The sequence below is a fragment of the Agrobacterium sp. 10MFCol1.1 genome (assembly GCF_000381165.1).
Taxonomy (GTDB): domain Bacteria; phylum Pseudomonadota; class Alphaproteobacteria; order Rhizobiales; family Rhizobiaceae; genus Agrobacterium; species Agrobacterium tumefaciens.
The window spans coordinates 159,286-173,625 of sequence record NZ_KB906080.1; the positions used below are offsets into that span (position 1 = coordinate 159,286).

13 protein-coding genes are annotated in these 14,340 nt (G+C 59.7%); 7 read left to right on the top strand and 6 right to left on the bottom strand.

What is annotated here, in order from left to right:
- Nucleotides 1-7 precede the first annotated feature (7 nt).
- The gene (locus tag F617_RS0120795; RefSeq protein WP_004431678.1) at nucleotides 8-928 is read left to right on the top strand and encodes an SMP-30/gluconolactonase/LRE family protein; all 921 of its coding nucleotides are present in this window, start codon (nucleotides 8-10) and stop codon (nucleotides 926-928) included.
- Nucleotides 929-1,001: 73 nt separating this feature from the next.
- A complete protein-coding gene (recX, locus tag F617_RS0120800; RefSeq protein ID WP_004431673.1) occupies nucleotides 1,002-1,592 on the top strand; it encodes a recombination regulator RecX in 591 nt (196 codons plus the stop codon).
- A gap of 3 nt (nucleotides 1,593-1,595) precedes the next feature.
- Here recX and F617_RS0120805 read toward each other — a convergent pair whose 3' ends face one another.
- The 6 genes from F617_RS0120805 to F617_RS0120830 form a co-directional block, all read right to left on the bottom strand.
- Nucleotides 1,596-2,006, bottom strand: a complete 411-nt coding sequence (locus F617_RS0120805; protein WP_013762038.1) for a cytochrome c family protein — start codon at nucleotides 2,004-2,006, stop codon at nucleotides 1,596-1,598.
- Between the two features lie 93 nt (nucleotides 2,007-2,099).
- Nucleotides 2,100-2,627 (bottom strand): DUF992 domain-containing protein, encoded by a 528-nt coding sequence (locus F617_RS0120810; protein ID WP_004431668.1) that lies wholly within the window; start codon nucleotides 2,625-2,627, stop codon nucleotides 2,100-2,102.
- 248 nt (nucleotides 2,628-2,875) lie between these two features.
- The gene (locus F617_RS0120815) at nucleotides 2,876-3,685 is read right to left on the bottom strand and encodes an ATP-binding cassette domain-containing protein (protein ID WP_019566560.1); all 810 of its coding nucleotides are present in this window, start codon (nucleotides 3,683-3,685) and stop codon (nucleotides 2,876-2,878) included.
- Between the two features lie 34 nt (nucleotides 3,686-3,719).
- Nucleotides 3,720-5,684, bottom strand: coding sequence for a Fe(3+)-hydroxamate ABC transporter permease FhuB (fhuB, locus tag F617_RS0120820; protein ID WP_019566561.1), 1,965 nt, complete (start codon nucleotides 5,682-5,684; stop codon nucleotides 3,720-3,722).
- Nucleotides 5,681-6,583: an iron-siderophore ABC transporter substrate-binding protein gene (locus F617_RS0120825; RefSeq protein ID WP_019566562.1), complete on the bottom strand. Its 903-nt coding sequence runs from the start codon at nucleotides 6,581-6,583 to the stop codon at nucleotides 5,681-5,683. Before F617_RS0120825 ends, fhuB begins: the two co-directional genes overlap by 4 nt.
- A gap of 28 nt (nucleotides 6,584-6,611) precedes the next feature.
- Nucleotides 6,612-8,774 (bottom strand): TonB-dependent siderophore receptor, encoded by a 2,163-nt coding sequence (locus tag F617_RS0120830; protein ID WP_019566563.1) that lies wholly within the window; start codon nucleotides 8,772-8,774, stop codon nucleotides 6,612-6,614.
- Nucleotides 8,775-8,930: 156 nt separating this feature from the next.
- Between F617_RS0120830 and F617_RS0120835 the strand changes: the two genes are divergently transcribed.
- The 5 genes from F617_RS0120835 (at nucleotide 8,931) to F617_RS0120855 (ending at nucleotide 14,304) form a co-directional block, all read left to right on the top strand.
- Nucleotides 8,931-9,845 (top strand): LysR family transcriptional regulator, encoded by a 915-nt coding sequence (locus F617_RS0120835; protein ID WP_004431656.1) that lies wholly within the window; start codon nucleotides 8,931-8,933, stop codon nucleotides 9,843-9,845.
- Between the two features lie 264 nt (nucleotides 9,846-10,109).
- Nucleotides 10,110-10,373, top strand: coding sequence for a hypothetical protein (locus tag F617_RS0120840; protein WP_019566564.1), 264 nt, complete (start codon nucleotides 10,110-10,112; stop codon nucleotides 10,371-10,373).
- 212 nt (nucleotides 10,374-10,585) lie between these two features.
- A complete protein-coding gene (locus F617_RS0120845) occupies nucleotides 10,586-12,241 on the top strand; it encodes a phosphoethanolamine transferase (RefSeq protein WP_026330983.1) in 1,656 nt (551 codons plus the stop codon).
- A 65-nt stretch (nucleotides 12,242-12,306) separates the two neighbouring features.
- The gene (locus F617_RS0120850; RefSeq protein WP_004431644.1) at nucleotides 12,307-12,960 is read left to right on the top strand and encodes a response regulator transcription factor; all 654 of its coding nucleotides are present in this window, start codon (nucleotides 12,307-12,309) and stop codon (nucleotides 12,958-12,960) included.
- Nucleotides 12,961-12,966: 6 nt separating this feature from the next.
- Entirely contained in the window at nucleotides 12,967-14,304 is a 1,338-nt protein-coding gene (locus tag F617_RS0120855) for a HAMP domain-containing sensor histidine kinase (protein WP_019566566.1), read from the top strand.
- Nucleotides 14,305-14,340 lie beyond the last annotated feature (36 nt).

Here is a 14,340-nt window from a genome sequence, read left to right on the forward strand (position 1 = left end):
CACGCTCATGACCACAGACAACGCCTCCCCTTACGAAATCCACGATGAACGCTTCCGCCTTCTGATTGTCGGCAATGCGGAACTGGAAGAGCTTTATTCCGGCTGCCGCTGGGCGGAAGGCCCGGTGTGGTTTTCTGATCTGAGCTGCCTGCTGTTCAGCGACATTCCCAATGAGCGCATGTTGCGATGGGTGCCGAATGGCGGGATTTCGGTATTCCGCCACCCCTCCAACTTCACCAATGGCAATACGCGCGACCGGCAGGGACGGCTGGTTTCATGCGAACATGGCGGCCGTCGCGTCACCCGCACCGAAGTCGACGGCTCGATCACCGTTCTTGCCGACAGCTACGGCGGCAAGCGGCTGAACTCGCCTAATGACGTGGTGGTGAAATCCGATGGCAGCGTCTGGTTTACCGACCCCACTTACGGCATTCTTTCCGATTATGAGGGCTACAAGGCGGAACCCGAACAGAAGACGCGCAATGTTTACCGGCTCGATCCCGCAACCGGTGAAATCAAGATCGCCATCGATGACTTCGTGCAGCCAAACGGTCTGGCTTTCTCGCCTGATGAAACCAAGCTCTATGTCGCAGACAGTTCCTACAGCCATGATGTATCCCGCCCACGCCATATCCGCGTTTTCGATGTCGTGGACGGCGTGAAGCTCACAAACGGCCGGGAATTCTGCAATCTCGACAATGGCTTGCCTGATGGATTCCGTCTGGATACAGCGGGCAATCTCTGGACCAGTGCCGGCGATGGCGTGCACTGCTTTTCGCCTGACGGTACGCTGCTTGGCAAGATCAAGGTGCCGCAGACGGTCGCAAACCTCACCTTCGGCGGCCCGAAGAAAAACCGCCTGTTCATCACCGCAACGAAATCGCTCTATTCGGTCTACGTCGCCGCAACCGGCGCGCAGACGCCCTGATACGCTGGAAAAACCGGAGGGCATGTAGCAGACGGGAACTGGCAAGACGGCTTCACTGCGCTATAAAAGCGGGATGACCGATGATTCCAGCCCCTTCCTGACCGACGACATGGCACTGGATGGCGAAACGCAGGCTATCGAACCCACCAGCCGCATGCTGTCATGGGCGCGCAATTCCGCTCTCTACCGGCTGGAACAGCGCATGATGACGGAAAAGCAGCTGCGCGATGCGATCACCCGCAAGGCACGGGAAAAATTCGAGGATATCAGCCCCGCTCAGATAAAGGCGCTTGGCGAATTCGCCGTGACCTTCGCCTATGGCATCAAGGCGCTCGACGATACGGCTTATGCAGAAATTGCCGTGCGAAGTGGCCAGCGCAGCGGCAAGTCGAAGCGCGGGCTTGCGCAAAAACTTCAGATCAAGGGCATTGATCGGGAAACGGCCGCAGTCGCACTGCAGGAAACCAACGATCTGGTGGCGGCCGTCATCTTTGCGCGCAAGCGCGCCTTCGGCCCCTTTCGCCGTGTCGAGCTTGATGAAAAACGCAAGTCGAAGGAATTTTCTGCCTTCGCCCGCAACGGCTTCGGCTTCGAAATCGGCGCGAAGGTGATGGCGATGACGGTGGAAGAGGCAGAAGAGATCGTTTCGGAAGCACCGCTTTAAGGGTTATTGCGGCATCGGATGCGTTTTCAGATAGGCGATCAGATCGGCAATATCCGTTTCGCTCCACAGCCCGAAAAAGCGCATCGAGGTTCCAGGGATCGCCTTTTTTGGGCTCGAGATAAAACTTTGCAGCTCCTCCTCCGTCCACACCCGACCCGCGGCACCGGCATCCTTCAGCGCCTGCGAATAATGGCCGTAATCAGCTACGGAGGCTATCGGCCTGCCCACCACGCCCATCAGATGCGGTCCCATGCGGGTGCGCGGCGCATCGATACTGTGGCAGGTGGAACAGCGGCTGAAAACTTTTTCCCCGTGCACCGCATCGCCTTCGGCCAATGCCGGCGCAGCGATACAGAGGAAAAAAGCCATTGAAGCCGGAAGCGTTCTGAATGCCGAGATCATCATGCCCCGCATAATACAACGCCCTCTCCGTCTGACAACGAAGAGGGCGTTTTTTTAACATGCGACAGAATGCCCGGCTTTATACGCCGGGCAGTACGCCGATGATCAGTTCATCGCCGTGAGCGTCACGGACGTACCGGTTGCGGCGAGGTTGAGGCCAACCTGACCCGTTACGCTGACCGTCTGAAGCTGGATGGAGCCCGAAGTGCCGCCAACGAGGATGTTGGTGCCAACGCCGAGACCAACGGTCACTTCAGCCGTGGCGCCCTGATAAAGGCCGCCGAGCGAACCACGGTGGTAACCCGCTGTCGGGGCGAAAACGGCCCAGACCAGACGGCCCTGCGTGGTGAAGCCAAGGTCAACGCCCATCTTGCGGATGGCGCCGGTGTAATGATCGGTGCGACGCGCGCCCATGGTGGACTGGAAGGTGCAATCCAGTTCCTTGGCCGAGCCGATTACGTAACCGACGCCACCGCCGATATCGCAGGTGAGGTAACCGATCTTGACGCCATTGCGTTCGTCCTGCTCCTGCGGAGCCGGCTCATATCTTGCAAGGTCGGCGGCGAGTGCGGACACGGTTCCACCGAGACCCATCGTCAATGCGGCAAAAGTTACGGCAACAGCCTTTTTCATCTGATTTTCTCCTGTTTTATTCCTACCCGCAGCAGCCCTTCTTGCCCTCTCCGGATATTGAATTCCGCACTGTTAACGTTTGTTCCCCGAAATCGATCCAAAACAACTGAATTGGGTGCAAGGAAAGCAAAACGGTTAACAATGTCTACTGGCGGTAGGATGCCATTAAGACATTGTTAGGGCGGGAAACGCCTGCGGAATTCCTGTTAAAGGCGAGTACGTCAGGGCGTTGTTTTGCTGCAACGATGTCAAAGCGGCAGTGCTACGGGAAAGCCGGTCGCAGCATGGGTCATGACATCCATACGGACGCCATAGATACGCTCCAGCGTTTCCGGCGTCATGATTTCTTTCGGCGTTCCCCTTGCGATAAGCCTACCGGAATGCAGTGCGACGATCTCATCGCAGAACCGCGCCGCCATGTTGACATCGTGCAGCACCACGATGACGCCGAGACCCTTTTCCCGCGACAATCTTTGCACCAGCGAGAGAACCTCGAGCTGGTGTGCCATGTCGAGCGCCGATATGGGTTCGTCGAGAAGCAGGCTTTCGGCGTTCTGGGCAACCAGCATGGCCAGCCACACGCGCTGGCGCTCCCCACCCGAAAGCGTGTCCACCAGCCGGTCCCTGAAGGCCACGGTGTCGGTCAGCTCGATAGCCTCGTCCACCCTCTCCTGATCCGCCTTGGTGAATTGGCCGAGCGCGCCGTGCCAGGGGTAACGGCCAAGCGCCACCAGTTCCTTGGCCAGCATGCCGGACGCAGCCGGCGTATATTGAGGAAGATAGGCGAGCTTTCGCGCAAATTCGCGGTTGCCCCAACTCCCCAGCGGCTGCCCCTCGAACGACACCTTGCCCGCCGTCGGCTCCTGCATGCGCGCGAGTATCTTGAGCAGCGTCGATTTTCCCGAACCGTTATGGCCGATAAGACCGATGGTCTTGCCGGTCGCAAAGCTTGCCGTCAGCGGATGCAGCAATGTCCTGCCCGGAACCTCCATCGTTACCGCTTCCAGAGAGAAAAGCGGGATATCGTCGTAATCCACGGCAGGTGCGGCCTGACCCATTGTTCTCATCTCCGTAAATCGTTCAGAAAAATCATCATCGCCTGCCTGAAAGCCAGATCAGATAGGGCCCACCGGCCAGAGCCGCAAAAAGCCCAAGCGGCAACTCGTAAGGAAAGGTCACGGTTCTTGCCCCGAGATCAGAAAGCGCCATCAGCACCGCACCGAACAGGAACGATGCAAACAGGTGGTCGCGCGGTGTGGTGAAACCGGCCCGAAGCGCAATGTGCGGTGCCATCAACCCGACGAAGCTCAGCGGACCGACCAGCAGTGAGGCCGCACCGGTGGCAATGCCGGCCACGGCGATGACTGCAATACGCGCCGTAGCGAGCGGCAGACCTAGTGAGAGCGGCACATCCCGGCCAAGCGGCAGGATCACCAGCCAGCGCGTCACCGACAGGGCAGCGGCCAGGAGCACGACGGAAAGCACCGCAAGAAAGATCGCCGAACCTGATGTCGCCGTCGAACCCGAGCCGCTGAGCCAGGAGAGAATTTGCCAGGCCCGCTGATCACCAATGGCAAGCAGTGCCGAAAGTACCGCCGAGCAGAGCGAACTGATGGCAATGCCGGCGAGCAGTATTTTTTCAGGCGCCAGATGCCGGCGCACCGAAAAGAACAGAACGAGCATCATGACGGCTGCCGAGCCGTGGCCGGCGCCGCAAAACAGTTCGAACAGCCCGGCGGCCGGAAAGAGCGTGATGGCGGCGGCAAAACCAAGACCCGCGCCACCGCTGACGCCGATGACCTCCGGGCTTGCCATCGGATTGCCGGTGAGCCGCTGCAAAAGAGCACCCGCCATGGCGAGAAGACCGCCAGCGGCGATGGCCGCCATCAGCCGGGGCCAGCGGAAGGGCAGAAGGCTTTGCAGGTCACCCGCCCCCAGCATCGTCCAGCCCTGAGGCCCCCTGCCGATGGCGAGTGCTGCAAAGATCAGCGCGGCCATGACGATGAGCATCGGCAGCAGGGCCGTAAACCCGCGTCTTGTCGCGAGATCGACGCCTTCGCCGCGATGCACGTCGGTCGGCCGGATTTTCGGCAGCAGCCAGAGAAGCAGCGGGCCGCCGATCAGGGCCGTCACCGCGCCGGTCGGGAAAACTTCCGCCGTCTTGTTTGCCAGAAGTTGCACGATACCGTCGCAGAACCAGAGCAGCAGGCCGCCCAGAAGCGGGGAAACGAAGAGCACCGAAGAGGAGCGCCGCACGCCAAGCGCCCGGGTGAGCGCAGGGGCGGCAAGGCCGATGAAGCTGACGAGGCCAACCGCCGAAGCGACGAAGGCGGCCAGCATGACGGCGACGGCGGCGACGGCGAGCCTGATCGAAAACAGCGATACGCCGAGCGATCGCGCGCCGGAATCACCGAGACCGAGAACCGTCAGCGGCCTAACCAGCAGGCCCGTCAGGACAAGCCCCACGAGAAGCTGAAAGGTGAGAGACAGGGCGTTCGACCAATCCTGCTGGCTGAGCGAGCCGCCATTCCAGACCACGAGCGACATCAGATATTCGCCCTGCGCGAGCGTCAGCGCCGCGGAAACGGATGCGGCGGTGATGCCGACCAGGAGCCCTGCCACCACCGTGGTTACCGGTTCGAAGGAGCGTCGCCAGCCAAGCAGGAAGACAATACCGGCGGCAGCGGCAGCGCCGGCAAGCGCCACCAGTGCGCGGTTGCCATCCAGCACCGAGGGAAAGAACAGCGTGGCGATGACGATGGCCAGTTGCGCGCCAGCCGAGATGCCGAGCGTCGAGGGATCAGCGATCGGGTTGCGCAGCAATTGCTGAAAAAGCGCGCCCGAGAGACCCAGCATCGCGCCCGCCAGAATGGCGACCGCCACACGCGGCATCAGGCTGAAAGCGAGGATGACCTGATCCATCGACATAGCGGCGGCATCAAAAGGCAGGCCGGGCCACGCACCGAAAGGCAGCCGCAGCAACCCGGCATGCAGGGAAAGACCGCAGGCCAGAATGAACAAAAGCCCGAAGAAAAGCGGGAGAGGCCGCGCCGTCACAAGGCTTCTCCCCGTGCCAAGAGCGCTTCGGTCAGAAGCCTCGCGAAACGCATGCCGGCGGTGATGCCGCCATAGGGGCCGACATTGGCAAGCGTCACCACCCGGTTTTCCCGCACGGCCGGAAGCGCACGCCAGATGGCACTGTTGCGCAGAGTTTCCCGCGCCTCCACCGGAATATCGGAGACGATGACGATGCGCGCATCGGATGAGGCGGCGAGGTTTTCAAGCGGCACCGGGGCCGCGAAGGTGAATTGCGACCGATCCACCCAGGCATTGGTCAGCCCCAGACGGCCAAGAACATCCCCGAACATGCTATCCGCACCAAAGGCACGAAAATGCCGGGCGTCGCCTATGTTGATGACATAGGTCGGCCGTGCGGAAAACCCGGCAAGACGGGCCCGCATGGCGTGCAGTGCCGCTTCCGTTTCACCCAGAACCTTGCGCGCCTCTTCGGCCCGCCCGAGCTTTTCACCAAGCGCGGTGACCGCCGCCAGCGCCTTTTCGAAAGGCGGCTCACCCTTCACGTAAAAGGGCAGTGAAAAGACGGGGGCGATCGCTTCCAGCCTGCCGGTATAACGTGTGTAGAAAGGCGAAATCAGAATGAGCTCCGACCGGGTGAGCTGCAGAAGCTCGAAATTCGGAGCGCCGCGCAGGCCGAGATCGGCGACGGTTTCAGGGATATCAGGCTCGACCGCGCCGGACCGGAACTGGATGAGTTCGGTCGCCGCCACCGGCATGACGCCGAGCGCCACAGATGTTTCCAGCATGGCCCAGTCGATGGCGGCGATGCGCGGCGTCACTGCTGCCCGCGCCTTGCCCGCAAGAGCCGAGGCGGCGAGCAGGCTTAAAAATTCCCGCCGCCCCCAGAGGGGGGAAATCCATCGATCCTTACGCGTCATGCCCCTGCTGCTTCACTTTAATATGGCGTTACCAACGGTAGGTCAGCTTGCCCATAACGGTTCTGCCGTCACCGTAATAGCATCCGAAAGTGGAGCAACTAGAAATATATTCTTTATCAGTCAAGTTTTGCACCAGAAGCGAGGCGCGGTAGCCGTTCTTCTCGTAATGCACGCCGAGATCGAGCAGGGCGAGGCCCTTCATTTCGAAGGCATTGGCCGCATCGCCATAACGTTTTCCGACATAACGGACACCGCCGCCGATGCCGAAACCTTCAAGCGCCGTATCTTCCGGGAAGGTGTAGTCGAGCCAGAGGCTGGCGGCGTGCCGGGGCGTACTATCCAGCTCCTTGCCGTTGTTCACACGGCCGGAGACCTCGCTGTCCATGTAGGTATAGGCCGCCCGCAGGTCGAGCCCGTCTGCAAGGCTTGCGACGCCTTCCAGTTCGAGGCCTCTCACATGCGCCTCGTCCATCTGCTGCGTCACCCCGCCCACCGTCGTCGTGACGTTCTTCTGTTTCAGATCGTAGATCGCCGCGGAAAAGAAACCGTCAAAGCCCTCGGGCTGATATTTGATGCCCGCTTCCCATTGTTCGCCCGTGGTCGGTTTCGGCGCATCACCGACAGCCGGCTGCGGCACGGGCTCGAAGGAGGTCGCGTAGCTGACATACGGCGCGATGCCGCCATCGAAGAGATAGCTGACCCCGACACGGCCCGTCAGCTTATGGTCGTCCTTGTCGAGAGTGCGGTAGGTCGTTCCGTTGAACGTCGTGCCGCCGGTGCTTGCCCAATCCTGCCGCAGACCGGCGGTGACCCGCCAGTTCTCAAAGGCCATCTCGTCCTGCGCATAAAGACCGATCTGGGAAATATCCGTCTTCACATCGGCATAAAGCGTGCGCGAGGTGAGACTAATTGGCCCGCCATAAACAGGATTGACGGGATTGAGCGGCGTTGCGGCCCAGAATTCGGTTTTGACGTTATTGTCGAAATAGCGGTAATCCAGCCCGACAAGCAGGGTGTGGTCGACTGGTCCCGTGGAGAACTCCGCCTGCAGGCTGTTGTCGATGTTGAAGGTGTTCAGCAATTCATCCTGGAACGTCGCATTGCGGCGGATGAGATTGCCGATCATGCCGCCGCTGGTCGAAGACATGCCGAGCGCGCGGTAGGACCAGTCGAAATTGGAATAACGCGCATTCTGCCGGAAGGTGAAGGTCTCGTCGAAACGGTGCTCGAACTCATAGCCGATATTAGTGAACTTGCGGCTTGAGGTATCGAAAGAGGGATCGCCGACATAAAAGCTGCGGTCCAGCATATTGCCTGGTCTCAGATAGGTCAGCGCCGGCGGCAGGCCAGACGGCGAACTCGGATTGTCGTGCTGATAGGAGGCGAGAACCGTCAGTTTCGTATCCTCGTCGGGCTGCCATGTCAGCGCCGGGGCGATGAAATAACGATCGTTCTGAAGCTTGTCCGTCTGAAGATGGGCGTTGCGGGCAAGGCCGGTCAGGCGATAGGCAAAACTGTCGCTATCCGCGACCGGCCCACCAATATCGAACATCGATTGGTAATAATCGAAGCTGCCGATCTGCGCTCCGACTTCGCCGAAACGCTCGAAAGTCGGCCGCTTGCTGATGAGATTGATGAGGCCACCGGGATTACCTTGACCGTAAAGCACCGAGGCCGGCCCGCGAATGACTTCCACCCGCTCCAGACCGTAGACCTCATAAGACGGCGCACCGGCCGTGCGCATCAGCCGCAGACTGTTGAGGAACTGCAGCTGGTTACCCTGAAAGCCGCGAATGCGCGGCGCATCGAAACGTGGATCCGCCCCAAACGGCTGCGCGACGACGCCAGGCACATAATTCAGCACCTCGCTGAGATTACGGACATTCTGCGCATCCATTTGATCCCTGGTGATGACGGAAACCGATTGCGGCGTCTCGATCAGGGATCGCCCCGTCTTGGTGGCGCTGGCGCTGGTTTTTGCCACATAGCCCTTCACCGGCGCCTTGGAGTCCTGATTTTTCGCGCCGTCCACGGTGATGGTCTGCAGCACCGTCGTTCCGGCTTCCTGCGCAAGGGCAACGCCGGAGGTCACGAACGCCACATAGGCGATGGCAGCGCAACCGCCCGCCAGAATGGAAATGTGTTTAGATTTTCCCTGCACGCCAAGACCCTTCATCAACCGCGCCGCCATGAGACGGTTATTTTTCTGGAGAATTTAAGTCATCTTATTACGCAAGGAGCGGATTGTGATCCAATAAGTGAAACTGGATTTTTTCAGAACTACTGATTATGAAAATTCTTACGGATAATAGCTTGGAATTATTCAAATCCGTCAGGAAAGGCAGTGATGATGGGCAGGAAACCGGCAAACCGGGCGGACGCGTTCGAGCTGCGGCACCTGCGCTATTTCACCACGCTGGTGGATGAGCGCAATTTCGAGCGCGCCGCCGCCCGCCTCGGCATTGCCCAGCCGGGTTTGAGCCAGCAGATCATGGCGCTCGAGCAGATCGTCGGCATGCCGTTGCTGGACCGGACACGGCGATCGGTGAAGCTCACCACGCCTGGCCAGCTTCTTTATGAGGATGCCCGCAAAATTCTCGCCAATGCCGAGGCGACACTTGCGGCGCTTAAACGCGTCGATCGCGGCGAGACGGGCCGCATCTCCATCGGTTATGTCGCTTCGGCCGCCTATTCCGGCCTGATGATCCAGTCCATCGCCAGTTTCCGCGCCTCTCATCCCGATGTGGAACTGCAACTGATCGAGATGGAGATGCGGCTGCAACTCGCCAAGATCGCCGACGGAAATCTGGATTTTGCCTTCATCCGCCCGCCTGCGCCCGTTCCGGAAGGTGTCACAACCCATGTGGTTCTGCGCGAACCGCTGGTGGCCGCACTTCCTGAAAACCATCCCCTGGCCTTTGCGCTGCAGGTCGACCTCAAGAACCTTGCCGACGAGACCTTCATCACACCGCGGCAGCCGCCGGATGTCGGCTTTCATTACAATACGATAGAAGCCTGCAACGAGGCCGGGTTCCAGCCAACGATAAGCCCGGAAGGCCGGGATTACACCACCATTACCAGCATGGTGGCGATCGGCCTCGGTGTGGCGCTGGTGCCGCGCTCGCTCGATTGTCTGCGGTTGCCCGGCGTGCGCTACGTGCCGCTTGCAGCAAGCGCCACGACTTCCGACCTCGCCATCGCCCACCGGAAAACGGAAGCCTCTCCCGCCGTCAGGGCCTTCATTCTCCATACCCGCAATTGACGCGACCGCACCCGCCCATGCGCTGAATATCCACGACCCGGCTGCCGATCCCGTGGACGAAAAACCCGTCATCGTCCGTTTCCGCGGCATCGGTGGCAACAGGCCAAGCGACGCAACCACATGAGATTACGGAAAGAATGGCGCTCTTTTCGGCAAACCGGAAGCAAGGCCTAAATCCCGTCCGGATATTTTCTGTTCCCGCTTTTCCCCGCAGCCGCGGCGCACCGTATAATCGCGGCAGATTTCGATTTACGGGAGACAGCAATGGCTGAGACTTACGAACACCACGCCGCAGGCCTCGAATCCCCGGCATCCCATGCTTTCGAGGTTGTTCCTGATGATACGAACCCGCTTCCTTCCCCCACGCGCGCCATCTATGTGGGCAATGGTGGTCATCTCTGCCTAACCCTGCTGTCCGGGGCGACGGTGACCTTCCAGAACCTGGCTGCGGGCAGCCTGCTACCGGTCCGGGCCACGCGCGTGTTTTCAATGCGCACCACGGCGACAGGCCTCGTCGGGCTGAATTAATTGATATCCGCTCGAGAGCTTGGTCATCGACATGAAACCACGTCCACCGCCGCATGGAGCGCGGCGCAACATGACAGATTCATGACAATCATTCAGGTTGATGTCAGCTAAATGATGCAACCGCCATCCACTGGCCTCTGAGCCAGTTTAAATACGGGTGTTCGCACTTTCTTTGCTGATACCCGCCGTTCTGAATCTGGTGGGACCTGATAGTGGCGCTTTTTACCGCGAAAACGACTGGGACTGTAATTCTTCGTCCGGAAATAGGCAGCGTGCCGCTCTGTCTGCTGACGGGGGCCTATCTGCTGTTTTTTACAAACCAGACGTTCTGGTCGAAGGTTCACACCTATCTTTCCGCCTATCCGGTCGCCATCGTTGGGCTTTATGTCGCCATAGCGGCGCTTTTCGGTGCGCTCATCACCATTTTTTCCGCCAAATATCTCATCAAGCCGTTTCTTATCTTGCTGGTATTCGCGGCCGCTGCGGCTTCATGGTTCATGGACCGCTACGGCATCATCATCGACAGCGACATGATCCGCAACGCCGTGGAGACCACGCGGGCGGAAGCGGGCAATCTGATGACACCTGGCCTTTTCTGGCATCTGACCATCTATGGGCTGGTGCCGTCGCTCGTCATCGCCGCCGTCCGGGTTCGGCATCGGCCGATCATCGACAAGCTGCTGTGGAACACCGTCAGCATCCTGATCTGCCTCACCGTTGCCGGCATCATCAGCTTTGCGAATTCCAAAACATTCACCACCGCCGTGCGCCAGCACAAGGATATCGTCAAAAGCGTCAATCCCTTGTCGCCGATCATATCCACCATTCACTATCTGACGCAGGCGGAAAAGGAAGCTGACATACAGGTGAGCCCGATCGGCAAGGATGCAAAAATCCTGCCGGCGCTGGGTGGCATCCACAAGCCACGCATCACCGTCATCGTGGCTGGTGAGACCGCGCGCGCTGCGAACTTTTCCCTGAACGGCTATGGGCGCGACACCAACCCGGAACTGGCAAAGCGCGACGTGATCTATTTCCCTAATACAACCAGCTGCGGCACTGCGACGGCGATTTCCATTCCCTGCATGTTCTCGAAATTCCCGCGTTCTGAGTATAGCCACAACAAGGCGCTCGCCAACGAGAACGTCATGGATGTTCTTGTCCATGCCGGTGTCGGTGCAACCTGGCTGGACAACAACACCGGCAGCAAGAACGTGGCCGACCGCATTCCCTTTTTCGATCTGCCTTCAACCAACGACACCCGCTTCTGCACCGGCGGAGAATGCCGCGACGACATCTTCTTCGACAAGCTCGACGCATGGCTCGATAACGTCAAGAAGGACAGTGTCATCGTGTTGCACCAGATGGGCAGCCATGGGCCGACCTACTATCTGCGTTACACAGACGAATTCCGGAAGTTCACCCCGGACTGTCGAACCGCTGAGCTTGGCAATTGCACGGACGCGCAAATCGTGAATTCCTATGACAACACGCTTCTCTACACCGATCATTTCCTGTCGACCGTGATCGACAAGCTGAAGGCACGCTCCAACACGCTGGCGACGGGGATGATCTACGCCTCTGACCATGGTGAATCGCTTGGCGAAAACGGCGTCTATCTGCACGGCGCACCCTATCTGCTGGCACCCGACCAGCAGACCCATGTGCCGTTTCTCGTCTGGTTCGATGATGATTTCGCCAAATCAATGGGGCTGGATCGCGCATGCCTTGCAAAAGGCGCAGCAAAGGGCGGGCGCTCGCACGACAATTATTTCCACAGTATCCTTGGAATGATGAACGTCTCCACCTCCGTCTACGATTCCGCGCAGGACGTGTTCGGCGGCTGCACCCAGCGCCAGAATAGCTGAACATACAGTGCTTGACGCTTATCCCGTGAAAGCGATACGCAAGACGACGCGATAAAGGAGCTGTCTTGCGGGTTCTGCTTGTTGAAGACGATCATGTGCTGGGAGAGGCGCTGCGAGACCATGTCGCCGCGGCAGGCCACGCCGTCGACTGGTTTAAGTTGCTCGACGACGCCACGGCGGCGACGCTGACCATGGCCTACGGGCTCATCCTGCTCGACATGCGGCTGCCGGATGGCGATGGCATCACCCTTTTGCAATCACTGCGCAACCGCGATGACTCGACGCCGGTGATCATTCTGACGGCGCACGACCAGGTGTCCGACCGGATTGCCGGACTGAATGCCGGTGCGGACGACTATCTGGTCAAGCCCTTCGATCTCAACGAGCTTTCGGCACGCATGCTGGCGGTCTCGCGGCGGTACGAGGGGCGCTCCGCCCCCGTCATTCGCCTGCCCGGCATCGAAATCAACCAGGTGGCGCGCAATATCGTCGTTGACGGAACAGCGCAAACGCTCAGCGCCAGAGAATGGGCCGTGCTGGAAAAGCTGGTCGAGCATCCCGGTGCGGTCGTCTCTAAATCTCAACTGCACGACACGCTCTATGAATTCGGCGCGGAAATAGAAAGCAATACGGTCGAGGTCTATATCAGCCGGCTGCGCAAGAAGATCGGCCATGACCGCGTCGAGACCGTGCGCGGCGTCGGCTACACCATCAGGTAGACAGAAATGGCCAGACCAACCAGCATGACCCGCAAGCTCGTCACGGCGCTGACGAGCGTTGTCGCCATATCCTGGTTTATCGCCTGCGGGTTGGGCGTCATGGTGATGCAGGACGAGTTCGCTGAAATTTTCGACGCTGGCGTTGAGGAAACAGCCGAAAGACTGCTGCCACTGCTGGTGGACGATCTCAGGGAAAACAACACGGGTCCCGCCTCGCAAAAACTCAACCAGTCTGCACATGCGGCGGAATATCTGACCTATCAGGTTCGCGACCGGGAAGGACAGGTCGTCCTTCATTCGCATGACAGTTCGACCGAACCTTTCGAGGTCTCTCTCGACCCCGGTTTTTCTGAAACGGCGACCCAGCGCATCTACACGGTGGCGACACCGGACGGGAATTACTTCCTTCAGGTCGCAGATGCCTTCGCCAACCGGCGTGAGGCAATCGAGGAAGCCGGCACTGCAATTTTGCTGCCCGTTCTCATTCTTATCCCCGCCAGCATCTTTGCCGTTATCTTTGTGGTGCGCAAAACCCTGCAACCGATACAGACCTTGCGCGACGAGATCGGGAAAAAAGACGGCGGCAATCTCGCGCCGCTGGAAACCCTGCCGTTTCCGGCTGAACTTCACCCGATTGCCCGCTCGGTCAATCTGCTGCTGAGGCGGCTGCGATCGACAATCGAAGCGGAAAGGGAGTTTACCGCCAACAGCGCCCATGAATTGCGCACGCCGATTGCCGGCGCGCTGGCGCAGGCGCAGCGGCTGCACGCCGATATTCCGCCTGAACTTGCACCGCGCGTGGAAAATATCGAGAAAGCCCTGATGCATCTCGGCCATCTCGCCGAAAAACTGCTGCAGATGTCGCGCGCGGAAGCAAGGATCGGGGTAACAGACACGGCGACCGACCTCATCCCCATTCTCGAACTCATCATTGACGATATGAGCAGAACGGCGATCGGCACGTCGCGCATCCGCTTCACCAATCGCTGCGAAGGCGGCCTGAACTGCAAGCTGGGTACGGATGCCTTCGGCATCATCATCCGCAACCTTCTCGAAAACGCCCTGATCCACAGTCCGGCGGAAAGCCCGGTGCACATACTGGCCGAAGAGGACGGTACGATCCGCGTCGTCAATTCCGGCGCGGCGATCGACAAGGCGCTTCTTCCCAAACTGACGACGCGCTTTGTCCGAGGCCCGTCCAAGGCTGATGGCACCGGGCTTGGCCTCGCTATCGTCAGAAGCCTGATGGAACAGATTGGCGGCGAACTCGTGCTATCCTCCCCCGCACCCGGCAGACAGGACGGTTTTGAGGCCCGCATCGTGCTTCCGGTCGAAGACGCCTGAATCCGCTGAAAACAAAAGCCCCGCCAGGGGGCGGGG

Excerpts from the sequence above, each read along its gene's own strand:
- F617_RS0120815 (WP_019566560.1), bottom strand. The coding sequence starts at position 3,685 with ATGGGTCAGGCCGCACCTGCCGTGGATTACGACGATATCCCGCTTTTC.
- F617_RS0120795 (WP_004431678.1), top strand. The coding sequence starts at position 8 with ATGACCACAGACAACGCCTCCCCTTACGAAATCCACGATGAACGCTTC.
- F617_RS0120855 (WP_019566566.1), top strand. The coding sequence starts at position 12,967 with ATGGCCAGACCAACCAGCATGACCCGCAAGCTCGTCACGGCGCTGACG.
- F617_RS0120830 (WP_019566563.1), bottom strand. The coding sequence starts at position 8,774 with ATGGCGGCGCGGTTGATGAAGGGTCTTGGCGTGCAGGGAAAATCTAAA.
- F617_RS0120835 (WP_004431656.1), top strand. The coding sequence starts at position 8,931 with ATGATGGGCAGGAAACCGGCAAACCGGGCGGACGCGTTCGAGCTGCGG.
- F617_RS0120805 (WP_013762038.1), bottom strand. The coding sequence starts at position 2,006 with ATGCGGGGCATGATGATCTCGGCATTCAGAACGCTTCCGGCTTCAATG.
- recX (WP_004431673.1), top strand. The coding sequence starts at position 1,002 with ATGACCGATGATTCCAGCCCCTTCCTGACCGACGACATGGCACTGGAT.
- F617_RS0120840 (WP_019566564.1), top strand. The coding sequence starts at position 10,110 with ATGGCTGAGACTTACGAACACCACGCCGCAGGCCTCGAATCCCCGGCA.
- F617_RS0120825 (WP_019566562.1), bottom strand. The coding sequence starts at position 6,583 with ATGACGCGTAAGGATCGATGGATTTCCCCCCTCTGGGGGCGGCGGGAA.
- F617_RS0120810 (WP_004431668.1), bottom strand. The coding sequence starts at position 2,627 with ATGAAAAAGGCTGTTGCCGTAACTTTTGCCGCATTGACGATGGGTCTC.